The sequence below is a fragment of the Flavobacterium sp. 103 genome, assembly GCF_003096795.1.
Taxonomy (GTDB): domain Bacteria; phylum Bacteroidota; class Bacteroidia; order Flavobacteriales; family Flavobacteriaceae; genus Flavobacterium.
In genome coordinates, this window is sequence record NZ_QENX01000001.1 from 3,735,941 (window position 1) to 3,760,561 (window position 24,621).

General features: G+C 38.6%; 15 protein-coding genes and 1 tRNA gene. 8 read left to right on the forward strand and 8 right to left on the reverse strand.

Going from position 1 to position 24,621, the window contains the following annotated elements; translation table 11 throughout:
- Positions 1–3 precede the first annotated feature (3 nt).
- Positions 4–1,230, forward strand: coding sequence for a hypothetical protein (locus tag C8C85_RS15890; protein WP_116797947.1), 1,227 nt, complete (start codon positions 4–6; stop codon positions 1,228–1,230).
- An 83-nt stretch (positions 1,231–1,313) separates the two neighbouring features.
- Here the strand turns inward: C8C85_RS15890 and C8C85_RS18655 are convergent, their stop codons facing one another.
- Positions 1,314–1,442: a hypothetical protein gene (locus tag C8C85_RS18655; RefSeq protein ID WP_262498026.1), complete on the reverse strand. Its 129-nt coding sequence runs from the start codon at positions 1,440–1,442 to the stop codon at positions 1,314–1,316.
- 76 nt (positions 1,443–1,518) lie between these two features.
- On the opposite strand from C8C85_RS18655, the gene C8C85_RS15895 reads away from it, so the two are divergent.
- Positions 1,519–12,150, forward strand: coding sequence for an HYR domain-containing protein (locus C8C85_RS15895; protein ID WP_116797948.1), 10,632 nt, complete (start codon positions 1,519–1,521; stop codon positions 12,148–12,150).
- 395 nt (positions 12,151–12,545) lie between these two features.
- Here C8C85_RS15895 and C8C85_RS15905 read toward each other — a convergent pair.
- Positions 12,546–12,619: transfer RNA gene (locus C8C85_RS15905), tRNA-Arg, on the reverse strand.
- A gap of 114 nt (positions 12,620–12,733) precedes the next feature.
- Here C8C85_RS15905 and C8C85_RS15910 point away from each other — a divergent pair.
- The gene (locus tag C8C85_RS15910) at positions 12,734–13,246 is read left to right on the forward strand and encodes an adenine phosphoribosyltransferase (RefSeq protein WP_116797950.1); all 513 of its coding nucleotides are present in this window, start codon (positions 12,734–12,736) and stop codon (positions 13,244–13,246) included.
- A gap of 87 nt (positions 13,247–13,333) precedes the next feature.
- Here C8C85_RS15910 and C8C85_RS15915 read toward each other — a convergent pair whose 3' ends face one another.
- From C8C85_RS15915 to C8C85_RS15930, 4 genes are all read right to left on the reverse strand, one after another.
- A complete protein-coding gene (locus C8C85_RS15915; protein ID WP_116797951.1) occupies positions 13,334–13,474 on the reverse strand; it encodes an SsrA-binding protein in 141 nt (46 codons plus the stop codon).
- Positions 13,475–13,558: 84 nt separating this feature from the next.
- A complete protein-coding gene (locus C8C85_RS15920; protein WP_116797952.1) occupies positions 13,559–15,430 on the reverse strand; it encodes a M56 family metallopeptidase in 1,872 nt (623 codons plus the stop codon).
- A gap of 2 nt (positions 15,431–15,432) precedes the next feature.
- Positions 15,433–15,792, reverse strand: a complete 360-nt coding sequence (locus C8C85_RS15925; RefSeq protein WP_116797953.1) for a BlaI/MecI/CopY family transcriptional regulator — start codon at positions 15,790–15,792, stop codon at positions 15,433–15,435.
- A 343-nt stretch (positions 15,793–16,135) separates the two neighbouring features.
- On the reverse strand, positions 16,136–17,353 hold the full coding sequence (locus C8C85_RS15930; protein WP_116797954.1) for an MDR family MFS transporter: 1,218 nt from the start codon (positions 17,351–17,353) through the stop codon (positions 16,136–16,138).
- Between the two features lie 174 nt (positions 17,354–17,527).
- On the opposite strand from C8C85_RS15930, the gene C8C85_RS15935 reads away from it, so the two are divergent.
- The 5 genes from C8C85_RS15935 (at position 17,528) to C8C85_RS15960 (ending at position 21,532) form a co-directional block, all read left to right on the forward strand.
- Entirely contained in the window at positions 17,528–18,130 is a 603-nt protein-coding gene (locus tag C8C85_RS15935) for a DUF1684 domain-containing protein (RefSeq protein WP_116797955.1), read from the forward strand.
- Positions 18,130–18,783: a TatD family hydrolase gene (locus C8C85_RS15940; protein ID WP_116797956.1), complete on the forward strand. Its 654-nt coding sequence runs from the start codon at positions 18,130–18,132 to the stop codon at positions 18,781–18,783. Before C8C85_RS15935 ends, C8C85_RS15940 begins: the two co-directional genes overlap by 1 nt.
- A gap of 23 nt (positions 18,784–18,806) precedes the next feature.
- Entirely contained in the window at positions 18,807–19,532 is a 726-nt protein-coding gene (locus tag C8C85_RS15945; RefSeq protein ID WP_116797957.1) for a ThiF family adenylyltransferase, read from the forward strand.
- A 111-nt stretch (positions 19,533–19,643) separates the two neighbouring features.
- Entirely contained in the window at positions 19,644–20,297 is a 654-nt protein-coding gene (locus C8C85_RS15950) for an HAD family hydrolase (protein WP_116797958.1), read from the forward strand.
- 389 nt (positions 20,298–20,686) lie between these two features.
- Positions 20,687–21,532, forward strand: a complete 846-nt coding sequence (locus C8C85_RS15960; protein ID WP_116797960.1) for a DUF2911 domain-containing protein — start codon at positions 20,687–20,689, stop codon at positions 21,530–21,532.
- A 101-nt stretch (positions 21,533–21,633) separates the two neighbouring features.
- On the opposite strand, the gene C8C85_RS15965 is transcribed toward C8C85_RS15960, so the two are convergent.
- On the reverse strand, positions 21,634–22,635 hold the full coding sequence (locus C8C85_RS15965; RefSeq protein WP_116797961.1) for a hypothetical protein: 1,002 nt from the start codon (positions 22,633–22,635) through the stop codon (positions 21,634–21,636).
- A 221-nt stretch (positions 22,636–22,856) separates the two neighbouring features.
- Positions 22,857–24,599 (reverse strand): sodium:solute symporter family transporter, encoded by a 1,743-nt coding sequence (locus C8C85_RS15970; protein ID WP_116797962.1) that lies wholly within the window; start codon positions 24,597–24,599, stop codon positions 22,857–22,859.
- Between the last annotated feature and the right edge of the window lie 22 nt (positions 24,600–24,621).

The following is a 24,621-nucleotide window of genomic DNA, read 5'->3' on the forward strand; positions in this document are numbered from 1 at the left end:
ACAATGGAAAAACCAATGGAAAAAGTAACGAAAAAATATATTCTGGTCATTTTGTTGATGGGAATAGTCGTGCAAGGATGGTCGCAAGGAAAAGTAATTATACAATCGGATGCAACGGGTACCGGAAGTTTAATTGTTGGGACACAAAGCAGTGGTTTAAACGTTGTGGTAAACGGATTTATTCCAAGTTCGAATTGGCATATTATTTCGCCATCGGCTACTGGTCAGCCATTGGGAACCTTTGTTAGTAGTAATGGAATAGTTAATAATGCAACTTTTGGGAATTATGATTTGTCTCCTTTAGACGAGGCATCAAATAATTGGACACCCTTTACACAGAGTTCCAATAACAGTTCTATGGTAGTTGGAAAAGGATACGCAATACGAAAAACCGCCACAGGTGCAGTAACTTTCTCAGGAACAATAAATACCGGAACAGTCGCTGTTCCAATCACAAAAAGCAACCTGGGCTGGAATGCAGTTGGTAATCCGTATACTTCAGCATTAAAAATTAAGGGAGCCGATGGGTTTCTAACCAAAAACCAGTCAGCGATGGATCCAAGCTTTTCAGGGGTTTACATCTGGAGTCAGTCGCTGGGACAATATGTTGTTATTACTCAGGCTGGTTATGCTTTTCCTGCACCTGGAGGAGAAACCGAACTTAATGAGAGTGATATCGCAGTAGGGCAGGGATTTGTAGTAAAGGCAATTGCAAATGGAACAGTTACTTTTGATAACTTGATGCAAGAACATTCATCTATAAGTGGAATATCCTATTTATCAGATTCCAGTTCATGGCCTGCAGTTAGAATAACAGTTACTGATGATAAGAAAAAAAGCAGTACCGTTGTTGCATTTAATAATGAGATGACAAAAAATTTGGATCCGGCGTATGATGCAGGTATGTTCAAAATGAATGATGGAATGGATCTTTATACACAGTTGCTGGATGACAATGGTGTTGATTTTGCGGTTCAATGTCTTCCGCTAAAGGATTATCAAAGCTACCGAATTCCGTTGGGGCTTGATTATCCTGAAGGTGGACTAGTCCGGTTTACTGCGGAAACGGTTGATTTGCCCGAAGGAATGGAATTTTATATTGAGGATAAAACGACAGGGGTTCTCTCACGAATCGACAGTGATAAAACGGGATATTCGGTTACCCTTCCAGATAAATTTAAAGGAACCGGACGATTTTACCTGTTGGCACGCCAAAAAGGATTCAGATAACAAATACTAAAAGAATCCATAACAAATCGGGCGTTCAATTATCATTTTTACTACCAGGCTTTTATAAAATTTAATATTTTAAATTAAAACAAAATTGGGTAAGCTACAGGAATATAATCCATTAACATCGGTTTACGAACCATTGCTGCATATCGTGGCGAATATTTCTTTTGCATTATACCTGCTTTTGTTGGAAAACCATCGTGAGCCATTTTTTCAAATAGTTTTGATTTTTGGTGGTTTTAGTATCTTGTTTAATAAGCTAGTCACTTTAAAACCGATAAGCTTATGAAACGAGATAGACTTTCTTTAAAAAATAATTTTGCTTTATTACTTGCAGTTGTGCTGGTTTTTCTGATTCAGCAAACTGCAATGGGACAAATTCAAGGCTTGACTTCTACAACTCCTGTATGCTTAGGAGAATCTTCTACTATAACAGTTTCCTCTGATGGTTTTCTTGCAAATGTCTCTTATACTGTTACATATTCTTTAAGTGGAGTAAATACAGCTACCGATATAACAATAGGTATGTCTGGAACATCGGCAGGAACACGTACTTTTATAGTTCCGACAAATTCGTTAACTTCTTCAGGTACCACCACAGTTACAATTACACGAATTAATGCAGGTGACATTACAGCAAACAATACAGTGAATATTACTGTTCTTTCTCCATTTACAGCAGGAGCAATTGCAAATACCGGTGAAACGATTTGTTCGGGGAATATACCAACCCTTACAATTGGAAGTACAACCGACGCCAGCGGTGGCGACAATTCTATTATTTATCAATGGCAGTATAGTACTGATAGTAGTTTTTTAACTGATGTAACAACAATTTCAGATAGCAATTATGATCCAAATTCGCCACCTCCACCAGGCCGATCGGGGTCGGTTAATGGGGCTACTTATTTGCCAACGCAAACATTGGCACAAACTACATACTATCGTCGTCAGGCAAAGGATGGAAGTTGCAATACTACATTTACAAGTTCATCCGAAGTATGGACTGTAACTGTCAATCTAGCACCCGATCTTTTAAACTTCTCAACTGACGCTTCCGATGCCTGCGCAGGTTTACTATCTCAAATAACTATTTCTTCAACAACACTTGCCGATGGAAATTATAATGTGACTTATGTATTGTCTGGTGCAAATTCAGGTACTGAAACCAAAAGTGTTGCATTTAGTGGGGTTAGTGGGACTTTCAACACAGTACCATTAAATGTTTTTGGTAATACAACAATTACAATTACCAATATCGAAAGTGGCGGATGCAGTACAGTGCCTACCACCGGCCAGTCCGATATTTTTGTGGTTAATGAAGTTGTTACTGCATCTGTTTCCATTTCAACAGATTCTGACATTGTTTGCTCTTCGCCTTCAACTAAAACTTTTACGGCAACCACTATAAATGGTGGGCCATTTACCTTATACGAATGGAAAGTAAATGGTGCTATTATTGCTAATTCAATCAGTAATGTTTTTACCTATTCCGTTTCTGTGGGTGATAAAGTAGTGTGTGATGCGACCTCTATTAAGCCTTGTGCGATCCCAAAACCAGCGACGAGTAACGAAATAACAATGGTAGTCGACACCATAGTTCCAATCATTAGCTGTCCTGCAGCTGTTACTGTTTCGGCTGATGCAGGTTTTTGTACAGCTTCGAATGTTTCGCTTGGAAATGCACTCACAACCGACAATTGTGGTGTGGATACATTAACAAATGATGCTCCTGTCAATTTTCCAATTGGAACAACAACCGTTACCTGGACGGTAACGGATGTTAATAATAATCAAGCTAGCTGTACCCAAAGCGTAACGGTAACCGATACCGAAAAACCAGTGATCACTTGTCCTACCGATGTAAGCGTAGTCGCCGATGCTGGATTGTGTACCGCTTCCGCTGTGGCTTTAGGTACTGCAACCGCAACCGATAATTGTTCAACAGGAGCTGCTTTGGTAATCACCAACGATGCGCCACCAACATTCAATATTGGAACCACGACAGTGACTTGGACCGCAACCGATGCAGCAGGAAATACCACTACTTGCCAACAAAGCGTAACGGTAACCGATACCGAAAAACCAACCATCACTTGTCCGATTAATGTCAATGTAGTCGCCGATGCTGGATTGTGTACCGCTTCCGCTGTGGCTTTAAGTACTGCAACGGCAACCGATAATTGTTCAACAGGAGTCGATTTGGTTATCACCAATGATGCACCAACAATATTCAGTATTGGAACAACAATAGTGACTTGGACAGCAACCGATGCAGCAGGAAATACCGCTACTTGCCAACAAAGCGTAACAGTAACCGATACCGAAAAACCAACGATTACTTGCCCTTCGAATGTGAGTGTACTAGCCGATGCAGGATTATGTACGGCAACAGGTGTGGCTTTAGGTACAGCAACGGCAACAGATAATTGTTCGTCAGGAGCCGCTTTGGTAATCACCAATGATGCACCAACCACATTCAATATTGGAACCACGACAGTAACCTGGACAGCAACCGATGCGGCGGGCAACACCCAAAGCTGTACCCAAACCGTAACGGTAACCGACACTGAAAAACCAACCATCACTTGCCCTTCGAATGTGAGTGTAGTAGCCGATGCAGGAGTATGTACTGCAACTGGTGTGGCTTTAGGCACTCCAACCGTAACCGATAATTGTTCAACAGGAGCCACTTTGGTAATCACCAATGATGCACCAACAATATTCAGTATTGGAACAACAATAGTGACTTGGGCAGCAACCGATGCAGCAGGAAATACCGCTACTTGCCAACAAACCGTAACAGTAACCGATACCGAAAAACCAGTGATCACTTGTCCTACCGATGTAAGCGTAGTCGCCGATGCTGGATTGTGTACCGCTTCCGCTGTGGCTTTAGGTACTGCAACGGCAACCGATAATTGTTCAACAGGAGCCGCTTTGGTAATCACCAATGATGCGCCACCAACATTCAATATTGGAACCACGACAGTGACTTGGACCGCAACCGATGCAGCAGGAAATACCACTACTTGCCAACAAAGCGTAACAGTAACCGATACTGAAAAACCAACGATCACTTGCCCTTCGAATGTGAGTGTAGCAGCCGATGCAGGATTATGTACTGCAACTGGTGTGGCTTTGGGCACTCCAACCGCAGCCGATAATTGTTCAACGGGAGTCGATTTGGTTATCACCAATGATGCACCAACCACATTCAATATTGGAACCACGACAGTAACCTGGACAGCAACCGATGCGGCGGGCAACACCCAAACTTGTACGCAAACCGTAACAGTAACCGATACCGAAAAACCAACGATTACTTGCCCTTCGAATGTGAGTGTAGTAGCCGATGCAGGAGTATGTACTGCAACTGGTGTGGCTTTAGGCACTCCAACCGTAACCGATAATTGTTCAACAGGAGTCGATTTGGTTATCACCAATGATGCACCAACAATATTCAGTATTGGAACAACAATAGTGACTTGGACAGCAACCGATGCAGCAGGAAATACCGCTACTTGCCAACAAAGCGTAACAGTAACCGATACCGAAAAACCAACGATTACTTGCCCTTCGAATGTGAGTGTACTAGCCGATGCAGGATTATGTACGGCAACAGGTGTGGCTTTAGGTACAGCAACGGCAACAGATAATTGTTCGTCAGGAGCCGCTTTGGTAATCACCAATGACGCGCCAGCAACATTCAATATTGGAGCAACAACAGTTACCTGGACAGCCACCGATGCGGCGGGCAACACCCAAAGCTGTACCCAAACCGTAACGGTAACCGACACCGAAAAACCAACCATCACTTGCCCTTCGAATGTGAGTGTAGTAGCCGATGCAGGAGTATGTACTGCAACTGGTGTGGCTTTAGGCACTCCAACCGCAGCCGATAATTGTTCAACAGGAGTCGATTTGATTATCACCAATGATGCTGTTGAGCCATTCAATATTGGAACCACGACAGTAACCTGGACAGCAACCGATGCGGCGGGCAACACCCAAACTTGTACCCAAACTGTAACGGTAAGCGATACCGAAAAACCAACGATCACTTGCCCAGCTAATGTAAGCGTTGCAGCCGATGCCGGAGTATGTACGGCAACAGGTGTGGCTTTAGGCACTCCAATCGCAGCCGATAATTGTTCAACAGGAGTCGATTTGGTAATCACCAATGATGCACCAACCACATTCAATATTGGAACCACGACAGTAACCTGGACAGCAACCGATGCGGCGGGCAACACCCAAACTTGTACGCAAACCGTAACAGTAACCGATACCGAAAAACCAACGATTACTTGCCCTTCGAATGTGAGTGTAGTAGCCGATGCAGGATTGTGTACTGCTTCTGGTGTGGATTTGAGCACTCCAACCGCAGCCGATAATTGTTCAACGGGAGTCGATTTGGTTATCACCTATGATGCACCAACAATATTCAATATTGGAACCACGACAGTAACCTGGACAGCAACCGATGCAGCAGGAAATACCGCTACTTGCCAACAAAGCGTAACGGTAAGCGATACCGAAAAACCAGTGATCACTTGTCCTACCGATGTAAGCGTAGTCGCCGATGCTGGATTGTGTACTGCAAATGGTGTGGCTTTGGGCACTCCAACCGTAACCGATAATTGTTCAACAGGAGCCGATTTGGTTATCACCAATGATGCTCCAATCACATTCCCATTAGGAGCAACCACAATAACCTGGACCGCAACCGATACGGCGGGCAACACCCAAACCTGTACGCAAACCGTAACGGTAAGCGATAATCAAAAACCAACCATCACTTGCCCAGCTAATGTCAGCGTTGCAGCCGATGCAGGATTGTGTACAGCAACAGGAGTAGCTTTAGGCACTCCAATTGCAGGGGATAATTGTTCAATAGGAGCCGCTTTGGTAATCACCAATGATGCGCCGGCAACATTCAATATTGGAACAACAACAGTTACCTGGACCGCCACCGATGCGGCGGGCAACACCCAAACTTGTACCCAAACTGTAACGGTAAGCGATACCGAAAAACCAACGATCACTTGCCCAGCTAATGTAAGCGTTGCAGCCGATGCCGGAGTATGTACGGCAACAGGTGTGGCTTTAGGCACTCCAATCGCAGCCGATAATTGTTCAACAGGAGTCGATTTGGTAATCACCAATGATGCACCAACCACATTCAATATTGGAACCACGACAGTAACCTGGACAGCAACCGATGCGGCGGGCAACACCCAAACTTGTACGCAAACCGTAACAGTAACCGATACCGAAAAACCAACGATTACTTGCCCTTCGAATGTGAGTGTAGTAGCCGATGCAGGAGTATGTACTGCAACTGGTGTGGCTTTAGGCACTCCAACCGTAACCGATAATTGTTCGTCAGGAGCCGCTTTGGTAATCACCAATGATGCACCAACAATATTCAGTATTGGAACCACGACAGTAACCTGGACAGCAACCGATGCAGCAGGAAATACCGCTACTTGCCAACAAACCGTAACAGTAACCGATACCGAAAAACCAGTGATCACTTGTCCTACCGATGTAAGCGTAGTCGCCGATGCTGGATTGTGTACTGCTTCCGCTGTGGCTTTAAGTACTGCAACCGCAACCGATAATTGTTCAACAGGAGCTACTTTGGTAATCAGCAATGATGCGCCACCAACATTCAATATTGGAACAACAACGGTAACCTGGACAGCCACTGATGCGGCAGGCAACACCCAAAGCTGTACGCAAACTGTGACGGTAAGCGATACCGAAAAACCAACCATCACTTGTCCTACCGATGTAAGCGTAGTCGCCGATGCTGGATTGTGTACCGCTTCCGCTGTGGTTTTAGGTACTGCAATGGCAACCGATAATTGTTCAACAGGAGCTGCTTTGGTAATCACCAATGATGCGCCGCCAACATTCAATATTGGAACAACAACAGTTACCTGGACCGCCACCGATGCGGCGGGCAACACCCAAACTTGTACCCAAACTGTAACGGTAAGCGATACCGAAAAACCAACGATCATTTGCCCAGCTAATGTCAATGTAGTCGCCGATGCTGGATTGTGTACCGCTTCCGCTGTGGCTTTAGGTACTCCAACAGCAACCGATAATTGTTCAACAGGAACCAATTTGGTTATCACCAATGATGCACCAACAATATTCAGTATTGGAACAACAATAGTGACTTGGACAGCAACCGATGCAGCAGGAAATACCGCTACTTGCCAACAAAGCGTAACAGTAACCGATACCGAAAAACCAACGATTACTTGCCCTTCGAATGTGAGTGTAGTCGCCGATGCTGGATTGTGTACTTCTTCTGGTGTGGCTTTAGGTACTGCAACGGCAACCGATAATTGTTCAACAGGAGCCGCTTTTGTAATCACCAATGATGCGCCACCAACATTCAATATTGGAACCACGACAGTGACTTGGACCGCAACCGATGCAGCAGGAAATACCACTACTTGCCAACAAAGCGTAACGGTAACCGATACCGAAAAACCAACCATCACTTGTCCGATTAATGTCAATGTAGTCGCCGATGCTGGATTGTGTACTTCTTCTGGTGTGGCTTTGGGCACTCCAATCGTAACCGATAATTGTTCAACAGGAGCCACTTTGGTAATCAGCAATGATGCGCCAACAATATTCAATATTGGAATAACAACAGTTACCTGGACAGCCACCGATGCAGCGGGCAACACCCAAAATTGTACGCAAACCGTAACGGTAAGCGATACCGAAAAACCAACCATCACTTGTCCGATTAATGTCAATGTAGTCGCCGATGCTGGATTGTGTACCGCTTCCGCTGTGGCTTTAGGTACTGCAACAGCAACCGATAATTGTTCAACAGGAGCTGCTTTGGTAATCACCAATGATGCGCCACCAACATTTAATATTGGAACAACAACGGTAACCTGGACTGCAACCGATGCGGCGGGCAACACCCAAAGCTGTACGCAAAGCGTAACGGTAACCGATACCGAAAAACCAACCATCACTTGTCCTACCGATGTAAGCGTAGTCGCCGATGCTGGATTGTGTACCGCTTCCGCTGTGGTTTTAGGTACTGCAACGGCAACCGATAATTGTTCAACAGGAGTCGATTTGGTTATCACCAATGATGCACCAACAATATTCAGTATTGGAACAACAATAGTGACTTGGACAGCAACCGATGCAGCAGGAAATACCGCTACTTGCCAACAAAGCGTAACAGTAACCGATACCGAAAAACCAACGATTACTTGCCCTTCGAATGTGAGTGTACTAGCCGATGCAGGATTATGTACGGCAACAGGTGTGGCTTTAGGTACAGCAACGGCAACAGATAATTGTTCGTCAGGAGCCGCTTTGGTAATCACCAATGACGCGCCAGCAACATTCAATATTGGAACAACAATAGTGACTTGGACAGCAACCGATGCAGCAGGAAATACCGCTACTTGCCAACAAAGCGTAACAGTAACCGATACCGAAAAACCAACGATTACTTGCCCTTCGAATGTGAGTGTAGTCGCCGATGCTGGATTGTGTACCGCTTCTGGTGTGGATTTGGGCACTCCAACCGCAGCCGATAATTGTTCAACGGGAGTCGATTTGGTTATTACCTATGATGCACCAACAATATTCAATATTGGAACCACGACAGTAACCTGGACAGCAACCGATGCAGCAGGAAATACCGCTACTTGCCAACAAAGCGTAACGGTAAGCGATACCGAAAAACCAGTGATCACTTGTCCTACCGATGTAAGCGTAGTCGCCGATGCTGGATTGTGTACTGCAAATGGTGTGGCTTTGGGCACTCCAACCGTAACCGATAATTGTTCAACAGGAGCCGATTTGGTTATCACCAATGATGCTCCAATCACATTCCCATTAGGAGCAACCACAATAACCTGGACCGCAACCGATACGGCGGGCAACACCCAAACCTGTACGCAAACCGTAACGGTAAGCGATAATCAAAAACCAACCATCACTTGCCCAGCTAATGTCAGCGTTGCAGCCGATGCAGGATTGTGTACAGCAACAGGAGTAGCTTTAGGCACTCCAATTGCAGGGGATAATTGTTCAATAGGAGCCGCTTTGGTAATCACCAATGATGCGCCGGCAACATTCAATATTGGAACAACAACAGTTACCTGGACCGCCACCGATGCGGCGGGCAACACCCAAACTTGTACGCAAACCGTAACAGTAAGCGATACCGAAAAACCAATAATCACTTGCCCAGCTAATGTAAGCGTTGCAGCCGATGCCGGAGTATGTACGGCAACAGGTGTGGCTTTAGGCACTCCAATCGCAGCCGATAATTGTTCAACGGGAGTCGATTTGGTTATCATCAATGATGCTGTTGAGCCATTCAATATTGGAACCACGACAGTAACCTGGACAGCAACCGATGCGGCGGGCAACACCCAAACTTGTACGCAAACCGTAACAGTAACCGATACCGAAAAACCAACGATTACTTGCCCTTCGAATGTGAGTGTAGTAGCCGATGCCGGAGTATGTACGGCAACAGGTGTGGCTTTAGGCACTCCAATCGCAGCCGATAATTGTTCAACGGGAGTCGATTTGGTCATCACCAATGATGCACCAACCACATTCAATATTGGAACCACGACAGTAACCTGGACAGCAACCGATATTTCAGGTAATACGGCTACTTGCGAACAAACTGTAACGGTAAGCGATACCGAAAAACCAACGATCACTTGCCCTTCGAATGTGAGTGTAGTAGCCGATGCAGGATTATGTACTGCAACTGGTGTGAATTTAGGTACTGCAACGGCAACCGATAATTGTTCAACAGGAGTCGATTTGGTTATCACCAATGATGCTGTTGAGCCATTCAATATTGGAACCACGACAGTAACCTGGACAGCAACCGATGCGGCGGGCAACACCCAAACTTGTACGCAAATAGTTTCTGTTTTAGGTATAGTCGATGCTGTTAATGATACAGCAGGTCCTATTAATGGATTAAATGGAGGAGATGCGGGTATAAATATCTTGGATAATGATATTCTAAATTGTACTGCAGTAATTCCTTCTCAAGTGAAAATCGTTTCTGTAGCTACAACAGAATTAAAGATTAACAATGATGGTACTGTAACCGTGACACCAGGTACAGCTGCAGGAATATATACTATAAATTACCAGATCTGTGAAATACTAAACCCGTCAAATTGTGATACCGCTAAAGTAACAGTAACAGTAACAGGTGCAACAGATACAATTGATGCTGTAATCGATATACTAGCACCAATTAATGGAACATCTGGAGGCACAACCCAAAGTGTATTTGCTAATGACACCTTGAATGGTCAATTATTTTCACCAGCCGATGTTATTTTAACTTCGTTGCCATTAGCATCAGGATTAAGTTTAAATCCTGATGGAACTATAAGCGTTGCGCCACTAACAGCACCCGGAGTATATCCATTAACTTATACTATTTGTCAAGTTGCAAATCCAATAATTTGTGATACGGCAACAACAAATGTTATAGTAACTTCAATAGATGCTGTTGCCTATGTGAGAGAACCAGAGATTGGTACTACAGGAGGGACAGTTTTATCTGTATTTGATAATGATACTTTAAATGGTTTACCATTTTTACCTGCAGATGTTATTTTAACTTCGTTACCATTAGCGTCAGGATTAACATTAAATCCTGACGGAACTATAACCGTAGCTCCTGGAACAGCAGCAGGAAGATATCCATTAACGTATACTATTTGTCAAGTTGCTAATCCAACAATTTGTGATACAACGACAACAAGTATATTAGTTACTGCTGGTACGCCTTCTCCAAGTGTGAGTATAACTAAAGATGGTACTTATGTGGATAACAATGGAGATGGACGAACAAATGTGGGAGATTCGGTTTTTTATAATTTTGTTGTTACAAATACTGGAAATGTTCCGCTTTTTGAAATTATTGTTACAGATATAAATGCAATAGTAACAGGAGGCCCTATAGATATTCTTGGTGTTGGATCCTCAAATGTCTCAACTTTTACTGCGATTCATAATATTACGCAAGCTGATATCGATGCAGGTCAGGTAGATAACCTTGCTTTAGTTAAAGGTAAACCTATTGTAAGTTCTCAAATAACGGCTACTTCGATAGATCCAACACCTTGCGTAACATGTACTCCAATTGATCCAAATTGTAGTTCTTGTACTATCGTACTATTAAGCAATTCTCCAAGTATTTCATTGATCAATAAAGCTGAATTTAATGATAGTAATAGAGATGGAATAGCGCAAGTAGGGGAAACAATTATCTATAAATATACAGTTATAAATACTGGTAATGTAACACTATCAAACATTACAATTTCGGACCTATTACCAGGTGTTATAATCACGGGAGGACCAATTGCTCTTGCACCTGAGCAATCAGACTCAGTCACTTTTGTAGGTACTTATACACTAGTATTGCAAGATTTATTGAATGGAAGTGTGACAAATCAATCAATTGTTTCAGCTATAGATACTGAAGGAAATTCAATTAGTGATTTATCAGACAACGATGATGGTTTTGGTGATGATCCAACTGTTATTGAAATTAATGGATGTGAGATAAAAGTGTATAATGCTCTAAGTCCAAATGATAGCTCAGGAATTAATGATGCTTTGATTATTAGTGGGATAGAATGTTATCCTAATAATTCAATAGAAATTTATAACAGATGGGGCGCTTTAGTTTTCGAAGCAAAAGGATATGATAATGTTACAAATGTTTTTAAAGGAGTTTCTGAAGGAAAAGGAACTATTGGTAAAGATTCTAACTTGCCTGACGGAACCTACTTCTATCTTTTAAAATATTCGAATTCAACTGGTGATAGTTTCCATAAAACAGGTTATTTGTATATTGAAAATTAATGGACTTGGTCTAATTGGTCTTTATTTTTAAATTGAATATAATCCCTATTGATATTGTTGATAAAGTTGTCAATGAATGCAATGAAATCAAGTTTTTTAAAAATTTTGTCTTAGAAAAAGTATTTAAAAGGAAAATTATTATTGGCCTTTATCCTCTCACAAATATGGATTATTTGACCGTTTTTGAAGAATGGAAAAAGAAGAATTAGTAAATTTTAAACTTTAAATTTGACAATCTCAAATGTATCTAGTCAGAAGCAAGAAATTTAATTGGGTTAATTTATCCCGAAAATTTCATATTTCGAAATAATTAATTTTGTCGTATCTATTGGTCTATTCATAATAAAAAAAAACCTTAAACTCCTGATTTACAGTGTGTTTAAGGATTTTTGTAGTGACCTTGACTGGATTCAAACCAGTAACCTCTTGAGCCGTAATCAAGTGCGCTATTCAGTTGCGCCACAAGGCCATTTTGCTTACTTGTTCATTGTTTACAATGTTGTCTACTGAACTTGTTTGCGGGTGCAAATATAGGAATAAATATGTATCTTGCAAGTATGAAATCGTATAAAAATGAAAAAATATGAGCTTGAAAAAATATATACGTGATATTCAGGGTTTTCCAAAAGAAGGAATTGTGTTTAAAGACATCACTCCCTTGCTAATTAATGCAAATGCGAGGAAAGAATGCTTGGAAATATTGGTTTCTACAGTAAAAGACAAAAAAATTGACAAGGTAATTGGAGTTGAAAGTCGAGGTTTTTTCTTCGGGATTCTTTTGGCGGAGGAATTGAATGTAGGTTTTGTTCCAGTTCGGAAACCCAATAAATTGCCTTTCGAGACTATTTCTGCCTCTTATGATTTAGAGTATGGTACTGACACGCTTGAAATTCATACCGATGCTATACAAAAAGGAGATAGAGTTTTGATTCACGATGATGTTTTGGCTACCGGTGGAACAGCAAAAGCGGTTTGCGAATTGGTGGAACGATTGGGAGGCGTAATTGTACAGTGCAATTTCCTAATGGAAATCACTTTCTTAAACGGAAGAGAAAAGATTGCAGGAAACGAGATTTTTGCGGCGATGACGTATTAGTTTTGTGTTCAGTAGGCAGATTAATAGGTGACAGTAGGCAGTATTTAGAATCTGCATTCTGCATTCTTAATTCTGCATTCTAAAATTTTAACCAAGCGCCCTTGTGGTAACATAATAACGATAGCCAATAATTGCCATTTGCCATTTTTTGGCTTTGGACACATCCAATCTTTGTTTAGTAAAGCTTGGTAAAATAAGTTTGTTGACTTGGGCAAGGATTTTAAACATAGCTTGATTTTTTTTCAAAGATATAAAAAAAGACGGTCTTGATGAGTGACCGTCTTTTTTATTGATTTTTAGTGAATACCGCCGCTATTTGTTTTCTTTTTCTGATTTGGATTGGTATTCTTCCATTTGTTTTTCATAAACTTCCATTTGTTTATCAAAAGCCTCCATTTGTTTATTGAACGGCTCCATTTGTTTGTCAAATTCAGCCATTTGTTTGTCAAAAGCTTCCATTTGAGGTTCTAGTTTTTTCATTTTGGCGTCATACTCTTCCATTTTCTTTTCGAAATCTTTCCAAGCCTTTTTATCTCCGTTTATTGGGTCTCCTTTTGGTGCTTTTGGCGCTTTTGGAAAAGCAGGAGCTTTAATTTTTGAAGGTAGGGTAGGAGGTGTTGGTGGTGTAGGAGGGACTGGTGCATTTATATCCTGAGAAACTCTATTTCGGGTAATAATTCGAATAGTTTTCCCGTCTTTATTCACGTCCATTCTTTCGATTGTTCCTTGGTCTAAATTGTCTAATTCGTTCTGGTCTACTTTTTTATCATTGATATAGATATCATTTTCGCTGCCTATTTTTGCAAACTTTTTTGTAATGATTCTGATTTCTTGTTTGTCATTATTCTTGATGACATTCATAGTGGCAATATCTTTTGGATCCAATTTATCCATTTCGGTTTTATCTGATTTTGCTCCATCAATAAAAATGTTGGTATCATCAGGAATATTGATATTATGGGATGCTACGTTATTACTTAGGGTTAATTTATCGGTCTTTCTGTTCTCTTCGGTAACGATTCCAATATTTGTGGTTCCATTATCATTTTTAGAAATGGCTATTGCAAAATCTTTTATCGGTTCGCTGCTATTCACTTCTGTAACTGTGGCTGCTTCTTTTCCTTTTTGCAGTTTAATTTTTAAACCAATTAATTCATTATTTGAGTTTCTTTTAATTTTAGAGAATGTGGTTTGTATGCCATATTTTTCTTTTAGAATTTCGGCTTTTTCTTTTAATTCCGCTTCCGTAGTATTTTTTGTGATTTTATAAACATCTACATCATCAGAGGCTGATTGTTCTACTTTTGGGTTCACATTTTTTTCCTTTGCAATCACTTCCATTTGGAATAAAAATACAAAGGCAATTAAAGCCGGAAGTACCAATGCATACTTCCAGGAATTCCATTTTTTTGATTGATTTTTGTTTAACATAACGATTCGTTTTTTGATTAATGATTGATAAAAATGATTGGTAAGCACAACACAATTCTCGTGTGTTGTTATTTTTAAAAGCGTGAGTTGGTAGGCTTTTTTGTCAGATATGTTTTTGGTGGCTTCACTGTCGGCGATGAATTCCAGATTTTGTAAAATGACATTTTTGTACAACCAAATAAACGGATTGAACCAAAAAAGGATGCAAAAGAAACGCGTGATTAGGACGTCTATCGTATGGTATTGCTCGCTGTGCACTTTTTCATGCTCCAAAATACTTTCCATTTCAGACTCGCTGTACAATGATGAGTTGTAAACAATGGTATTGAAATAAGAAAATGGAGCAATGTTTTCTTTGAGGTCAATGAATTTATGGTCGGCTTGTTGATGAATGGTTTTTCCTTTTAAAACATTATTGAGGTTATAAAAGTCTAATGCAAACTGGGCTAAAAACAATACTATTCCAATTATATAAGCAGCGCCCAAAACGAGATACCAATTGATTTCAAAGCTTTCCTCTTGGACAGGTCTGATGGGAAGTTTGGACCAATCAAAATTACTTGGGGCCGGTTCTACCCAAACAATTGTAGTAAAAACTATCCATGGCAAAATTGCAGATGTAAACAAACCTGCTAAAAGAAACCAACGATTTGCTGTAAAAAAAGTCTCTTTTCGCAATAGGAAATAATAAGCGATATAGAACATTCCAATTAGTCCGCTCGATTTTGCGATATATATGAATAGTGTTTCCATTTTTATTGCTTTTGTTCGATCATAGATAGGATTTCACGCAGTTCGGCTGCCGATATTTTCTCTTCTTTGGCAAAAAAGGAAACCATATTTTTATAAGAGCTATTAAAATAATTATCGATAGCGGTACTCATAAAACCTTTTCGGTAATCTTCAATACTTACAATTGGGAAATATTGATGCGTGTTTCCAAAGGCATTGTGATTTACATATCCCTTTTCTTCCAGATTGCGAATAATGGTCGATAAGGTGTTGTAATGCGGTTGGTCTTCGGTGATTTCGGCCATCACTTCTTTTACGAATGCTTTTTTGAGCTTCCATAAAATGTGCATGATTTCTTCTTCTTTGTTTGTTAGTTTTTGCATGATGATTTTATTTGAAACAAACTTACAACTATATTTCTAGTTTACAAACTATAAATATAGTTATTTAACTAAAATTTTAGTTTTGTATTGATTTTACTGAGATTGGAATGTGTTTTTTAGCTTAAAAGGTTTTGGAAAGCTGTTAGGATGTATGTATAGAAAACGATAAAAGCAAAAAATATCTTTTGAAATATAATAGTTGTGGTTTACCGTGTGAGGGGTAGGAGCAAGCTACCGAAGTAGCGCGTATGACCCGACAGCATTATGTAAGTGGGCCGAATAGGCGGTTTGTATATTTGGCCCATTTATATAATGGTGACACACCCTAATTATTATGTAGATGTTATTTTTGTTCTTTGTGAATAATTTTATTGAGCCAAATACAGCAAAGGAAGGATAGTGCACCCAAAGTTCCCATGATAAACCAATTGACTTGATAATTATAATGTGCAATGATTTCCAAACCTGTTTTGGAACTGACTATATGTGCTAGACTGAAACTCATGGTATAGAAGCCCATATATTTTCCTTCTTGACCTTTTGGCGCGCGGTTGAGGGCAACGGCATTGACAAATGGGAAAGAAAAAATTTCTCCAAAGGTGAGCAATATGATGCTAATGGTTAAGATTCCGACCCAAGAATCGAGTAACAAAACGTAATATCCAAGTGTTATGAATAGCGATCCAATTGCAATGCTTTTTATTTTGTTAGTTTTATTTCTTTCCAACCTGCTAACAATCGGCATCTCTAAAAGGAAAACCAATAGTCCGTTGATGGAAAGCAACATTCCGGTTTGGAATTCACTGAGTCCGAATTTTTCGCTGTGATATAAGGGTAAAGTCGAAAATATTTGAAGAAAAACCATGAAAGTTACAAAACTGATAAAGAGAAGTAACCAAAAAGGTTTGTCTTTGAAGACCGATTTTGGAACTGTTTTGGTTATCGAATGATCTGTGGCAGCAGGTATTTTCTTTTTTTCTTTGATGTAGAATGCAAAAATCAAAATCGCAATGATGCAGGTGCTCCCATCGACCCAAAATAGGCCTTGGTATCCCATTCCTATTATAATCAATCCACCCAATGCCGGGCCAGCCGTAAAGCCTAGATTTACAGCCAAACGAATTAAAGACAGCGCACGAACTCGATTCTCGGGTTTTGCATATACGCTCAGTGATACAAACATGGCAGGACGAAACATATCGGAAATAGCCATAATGACAAACATCCCAAAGCATAATCCCCAAAAGGTTGTTATATATTGCAGCAAAATAAATAGGATTCCGCTCGTAAAAAGGCTAAAAATCATGATTTTATAAAACCCAATTTTATCGGTCAATTTTCCTCCTAACCACGAGCCCAACATAGAACCCAATCCAAAAGCAACCATAATCCATCCCACTTCGCCATAGGTAAAATTCAAATCTTCCTTTAAATATTTGGATAAAAAAGGCAGCACCATAGTACCGGCTCTATTGATAAAAGTGATTAGGGCAAGTATCCAAACTTCGCGTGTGAATCCTTTAAAATTATTTATGTAGCGACCTAGGGCAGTTTTGAGCATTAGAAATTTCGAGTTTTTTCAAAGGTAAAAACTTAAATGATTAACAGCAAAGAACGCAAAGAATTTCACAGAGTTCGCTAAGCTTTGCGTTCCCAGCGCTTTCTTTGCGCTCTTTGCGGTTAATTTTTTTATGGTATATCATTTTTAAACTATTTTTGCTTAAAATTTAAGGATATGAGAGTTATACTGACTTTGGTTTTAATAGCATTATTTAATATTGGCTTTGGACAAGAAAAATTTGATACAGCAGCTGTCGAAAAATTTCAAAAAGATATCAATATAGAATTTTCCGACGCAAAGACAAGTCCTTTACTGCCTGAAGATTTGGCCCATTTCAAGACATTGGATTTTTATCCCATAAATGAGAAAGCCTTTGTAGTTGCACAATTCATTAGAACTGAGAATGAAAAACCTTTTGTGATGCCAACTACTGGCACCAAAAGGCCAATGTATGTAAAATACGGTGAAGCTCATTTTCAGTTAGAAGGAAAAGAGTTAAAACTAAATATTTATCGCAATATTGAACTTTCCAAAAAAGAAGAATACAAAGACCATTTGTTTTTGCCGTTTTCGGATTTGACCTCGGGAAAAGAGAGTTATATAGGCGGGAAATACATTGATTTGAAGATTCCAGCCGGAAATACCATCGTTATTGATTTTAACCAATCTTACAATCCCTATTGTGCATACAGTTATAAATATTCATGCCCAAAAGTACCATTGGAAAACGATTTGTCTATAGAGATCAAAGCAGGTGTAAAGAAGTTTCATGACTAATGAATTACTTTAATTTGCATACCCACAAGTTAACGAATCAGGACACAATCTTGGAACTCGTCAATCAATATCCACAGGAATTTGATGCTGGGATTCCGTATTATTCCATTGGGATTCACCCCTGGTATATCAATGAAGAAAGATTGGAGACCGATTTGCAAATAATAGAAAGCAAATTACAGGATTCAAATTGTCTCGCTCTAGGCGAATGTGGATTGGACAAACGTATCGAAATTCCGTTAGAATTGCAGCAAATGGTTTTTGAAAGACAATTGCTTTTGGCACAAAAACAAAATAAACCTGTTGTGATTCATTGTGTGGCTGCTTTTCAAGAGATAATTGCGCTCAAAAAAAGATTAAAAATTACGGTTCCAATGCTGATTCACGGTTTTTCAAAGAACAAACAAGTGGCCAAAGAACTCATCAATAACGGATTTTATATCTCATTCGGGAAATATTTACTACGTAATCCTGAATTGGAAACGGTTTTTCAAAGTATTCCCAATGATCGATTTTTTTTGGAAACGGATACAGTGGAAGAAGGAATTGAGGAAGTGTATACCCTGGCGGCCCGATATAAAAAATGGAATATGGATGAACTGCAACAACAAATAAAGAGTAATTTTGCAGCAGTTTTTAAAAAGCAACTTTAAGAATAAAAATAAAAAGAATTGATATGGCAGAGTGGACAGAAAGAGCCGAACTATTATTTAAAAAAGAAGGATTACAGAATTTGCAAAATGCTCATGTAATGGTCGTAGGACTTGGCGGAGTAGGTTCTTTTGCAGCAGAATTTTTGGCTAGAGCTGGAGTGGGTACGATGACCATTGTGGATGGCGATGTGGTGGATATTACCAATATAAATAGACAATTACCTGCTTTACATTCTACAGTAGGACAGTCTAAAGTAGACGTTGTAGGCGATCGATTAATGGATATTAATCCTGAATTGAATTTGATTCGACTAAAAGAATTTCTTTCGCCAGAGCGTGCTTATGAGATTGTGACCAATGAATATGATTATGTTTTGGATTGCATTGATAGCGTAACACCAAAATTGAATTTGATTATTTCTGCCAAAAGAAAAAAGGTCCGAATCATAAGCAGTATGGGAGCTGGAGGAAAAATGGAAGCTTCCAAAGTGAAAGTTACCGATATTGCCAAAACGGTAAATTGCTATTTTGCCAAAACAATCAGAAAGCGTTTAAAGAAAGAGAAAATCAATAAAGTGAAAGTAGTTTTTTCTTCTGAAATTCAAGATGAATCCAGTCTGCGCATGACAGATGGTTCCAATTTTAAAAAATCGTTTTATGGAACCAATAGTTATATGCCAGGATTATTTGGCTTGTATGCTGCCGAAACAGTGATTCGATATTTGCTTAAGAAAGAAGGAAGGGTTTAAAGTTTAAAAGTTTATGATGGTTTAAGGTTTAACATCATATTAAACGATTTTCATCAAACAATTTTAAACTTTTAAACGATTTTAAACAAAATTTTAAACAAAATTTTTCAAATGATACAAACCGTAATTTTCGACATGGATGGTGTAATTGTAGATACAGAACTCGTACACCGTTATGCTTATTACAAACAATTTGGCGAACTGAATATTGTGGTTCCAGAGGAAATGTATACTTCTTTTACAGGATTATCGACTCGCAATACTTTTCAGAAATTGAAAGAGTATTTCCAGTTGGAACACGAAGTGGAAGATTTGATTTTGAGAAAAAGATCCATTTTTAATGATGCTTTTGATAATAAAGAAGACTTAGCTTTGTTGGAAGGAGTAGAGAATTTAATTAAAGATTTTCACCAAAATGGAATGCAATTGATTGTGGCTTCATCAGCTTCAAAAGTGACGATTGACAGAGTTTTTCGCCGTTTTGATCTGCATCAATATTTTTCGCATATCGTAAGTGGTGAAGATTTTCCTAAATCAAAACCGCATCCTGCTATTTTCCTCCATGCGGCTTCCTTATCAATTGCTCCAAAAGAAAACTGCATCGTTATTGAGGACAGTACCAATGGTGTCAAAGCGGCCAAAGCTGCTGGCATTTTTTGTGTAGGATATAATAGCTTTCATTCCAAAGATCAGGATTTGTCACTGGCTGATGTTGTTGTGAATCATTTTGATGAATTGAACTTTGAGAAAGTATCACAGTACTAATGAGTTTATAAATTAAACATATATCGAATTTCAAAACAGTAGAACATGCTTTTAAAAAAAAGATATTTTACTTTTTGGAGTATTATTTTTTGATTTTCCATGATAGTAGTTTTTTATAAAGTTGACTATTGTTAAAAATAATCACGTCATTATTAATTAAATTTGATTTAATTACAATACAAACTTAAACTTGAACCTCTTTTCTGTTGTTACATAATTTTTTATAAAGCTTATATGATTTATTAGTTTGCTGTTGGATTGCTTTTTTTGTTTTTGCAGAGATGGAATTTAAAGAAAACAGTATAATAACTATTTTTTGAATTAAGGAAATATTAACATTTAAAGCTTTTTGAATTTGTAAATTTGAGGAAACACTTAAACCAATAATAATGAAAAAAATACTTTTTGTTTTAGCATTTATTATAGCGCCCTTTATCACTGAGGCTCAATTGAAAACTCCTCAAGCTAGTCCTAAAGCGACTGTTTTTCAAACAGTTGGATTGACGGATGTAGAAATAGTTTATTGCAGACCAGCAGCAAGAGGAAGAGCGGTATTTGGAAATTTAGTTCCTTTTGGAAAAGTTTGGAGAACAGGTGCCAATGAAAATACAACTATATCTTTTAGCGAAGATGTAGTAATTGATGGTAAAACTTTGCCTAAAGGAAAATACTCTTTGTATACAATCCCTAAAATAGAAAGCTGGGAAGTAATTTTTTATTCTACCACAAACAATTGGGGAAATCCTGAAGTATGGAATGAGGCTAATGTAGTGTTGAGAACTACGGTAAAAGAAGATGCATTGCAAAAATCAGTAGAGTCTTTCACAATTGGTATTGGTAACTTGACTGCAGATACTGCTACCTTGGATATGGCTTGGGAAAACTCTTCTGTTTCAATGAAATTTACGGTTCCTACTCAAAAAGAAGTATTAGCAAATATTGAAAAAGTATTGGCGGGACCAACATCTGCTGATTATTTTTCAGCTGCACAATACCTTTATCAGTCAAATGGTGATAACGCAAAAGCAATGTCTTACATGGATAAAGCTATGGAATTGAGTACTGAAAAACCGTATTGGTACACTCGCCAAAAATCATTGATTCAAGCAAGAGCAGGAGACAAAAAAGGTGCTATTGAAACCGCAAATCTATCTCTTGTAGCTGCAGAAGCTGCAAAAAATCAAGATTACGTAAAAATGAATAGAGAAAGTATTGCGGAGTGGAGTAAAAAATAAGGCTCACCAAACAGCATTCGGACTAATTATTATATTAAAAATCCCGTTTCGTCTATAGGGCGAAACGGGATTTTTTAATAAACTGTTTTATTATTTTGATATTAATTTACACCATCACATAAGGTTTTTAGAGTAATTGAATAATCTGGATTTAAGGGTTCGTTGGTTTGTGCTAATCTTTGAGAACCTGTATTTGCCGGACATGCAATGTCATTGGTTGCATCATAAATAAGACTTTTCCCTTTTAGACTAATGATAAGTTCTTTGGGAACATAAATTTGAACTTTGGTAACTGAATAACCTGAAGGAATATATCGAACGTAATAACCATCAGGATGCAATGTCCAAATACCACTAGGATAATCTGTTCTTGGCGGTGCAAAACCAGCAAGAATGGCATACTTTTCCATTTCTTGATAGGTATAGTTTCCAGAGGTTATTAAGCCACGAATGTTGTTTTCGGCCTCAAATACAGTTTGTACACTTTCGGGTAGTTTTGCTTTGGCTTGATTGATAACATCATCGGGTAAAAAACCGAGAGCACCATCTTCCAGTTGCATTAATTGTTTTTTGGTTAGTAGGGTTACAGCGGTCAGTTTTACTTCAGTACTAAAATCAATGAATTTTGTTTTGGCAATGATTGCCCACAGTAAAATTTGGATGTCATGTTGGTGTATTTCGGGATGATTTTCAGCACTTTTTAATATAGCTGTAACAATTTCTTTTTTGGATCCGTTGGTAGGTGCGTACATATAGCCATCTCCTTTTGATGGTGCAAATGTTCCTGCATGCAAACAATAACTTTTATTGGTCATTTCATAATAACCGGCACAAAGCACAAATCCTCCATTGGGTGCTTTAGGCAATAGATATAATGGTTGAGCGACTTCTAATTTGAAAAAATTAGGCATTTGTGAGCCCTCTTTATTTACATCTTCAAAAGCGGTTGTTATGGCTGCAGGTTTTTTGAATAGCTTATCAATGCCAAGGCTAGAAGCTCCTAGTTTTAATAAATCGGTTGAAATACCAAATTGAGCATAAGTAGTATTACTGCAAAATAATTGAAAAAATAGGGCTAAGCAAATAAGTTTTATTGATTTCATTATTAAATGGTTGGTTATAATTTACGTGCCAAATTTAGATTTTTTTAAATTATATTTTAGTATTATTTGTATTATTTTTTTTATAAATAATTTAAGAAAATATTGTAATGTGTTGTATTTTAGAGAAACACTGCAGTGCTTCTCTACAGATGATTATACTAAAAAATCCCGAATCATGTAGAAACGGGATTTATTCGATATTGATTGTATTATAAATAATTTTATGGCGTTATATTTTCTACCAATGTTGTTTGTTCTTCGGTTTTGAATATTGTAGTTTGCAACATATAAGATAATACAATAGTGAGGAGGGCTCCTATAAAATTGAGCCATAAATAGCCTAGTTTTTCTGCACCGCTCGGATAAATGAAGTTGGTGAAATAGTATATAATAAAAATGGCTATTTGACTAATTATTGCACTGTAGTAAATTGATTTTCCGCGTATTTTTTTGGTATAAAAACCAACCAGAAAAATCCCTAAAACAGTACCGTAAAATATAGAACCAATGATGTTTACGAGTTGGATTAGATTTTCAAAAAGCGTGGCAATGCAGGCAAATGCAATAGCAATGATTCCCCACATTAGTGTGAAAAGTTTTGAAGCATTCAGATAATGTTTTTCAGTTTTTTCTTCTTTGACATTGCGTTTGTAAATATCAATGGCTGTTGTTGATGCCAATGCATTTAGTCCGGATGCGGTAGAAGACATCGCTGCTGAAATGATTACCGCCAGTAATAAACCAATTAGACCTTTGGGCAAATAGTGGAGTATGAAATAGAAAAAGACATAATCTTTATCATTTGTTTCGGCTTTGTTATCTGCTTTTGAAATAATCTCTCTGGCTTTGGCTCTTAATTCTTTTTCTTTGAGTGCCAAATCGACCAACTCTTTTCGAAGGGTAGGATTGTCATAATCCTGATTGAGCTGATCTATGTACAATAGATTTACGACTTTTTCATCTTCAGATAATTTGTTTAAATCTTTTTGTAAATTTTGATATTCGCCTTTGTATTTTGAATTTTCAACTGTTATTTTATTGTTTGGGTTAAAGTTCAAAGGCGTTTCATTGAATTGAAAAAAAACGAAAACCATTACTCCAGTTAGTAAAATCAAGAATTGCATAGGTACTTTTAAAAGTCCGTTCATGATTAATCCCATTTGGCTTTCGCGAACGGATTTTCCAGACAAATAGCGGCCAACCTGTGATTGATCGGTTCCAAAATAGGCTAAGGCAAGAAAGAAACCACCTGTAATTCCGCTCCAAAAAGTGTATTTTTCATCTAAATCAAAAGAAAAATTCACGATATTCATTTTCTGATTGGCTCCTGCAATATGCATAGCATTGTCAAAAGTCATATCATTAGGCAGATAATCGAGAATAAGAAAAAAAGTAATCAGCATCCCAGATAAAATCACGAACATTTGTTGTTTTTGAGTGACATTTACAGCTTTTGTTCCTCCCGAAAAGGTGTAAATAATAACCAAAATACCGATAATGATATTCATGTACGTAAGATTCCAACCCAATAGTGCCGACAAAATTATAGAGGGAGCATAAATGGTAATTCCGGTTCCTAAACCTCTTTGGACCAAAAACAAAACTGCGGCTAATGAGCGCGTTTTTAGGTCAAATCTTTTTTCTAAATACTCATAAGCAGTATAGACTTTGTATTTGTGATAAATAGGTATAAAAGTGAGGCATATTACTACCATTGCAATTGGTAATCCAAAATAGAATTGCACAAATCCCATTCCGTCATGATAAGCCTGTCCTGGAGTCGAAAGGAAAGTAATGGCGCTGGCCTGTGTTGCCATAACCGAAAGTCCTACAGTAAACCATGGAGTTTCGTTGCTGCCCAGAATGTAATCTTCAACGTTTTTACTGCCCCGTGTTTTCCAAGCTCCATAAATTACGATAAATAATAGTGTTATTATCAGTACAATCCAGTCAAATAATTGCATAGGTTAAGAGTATAATTTCATA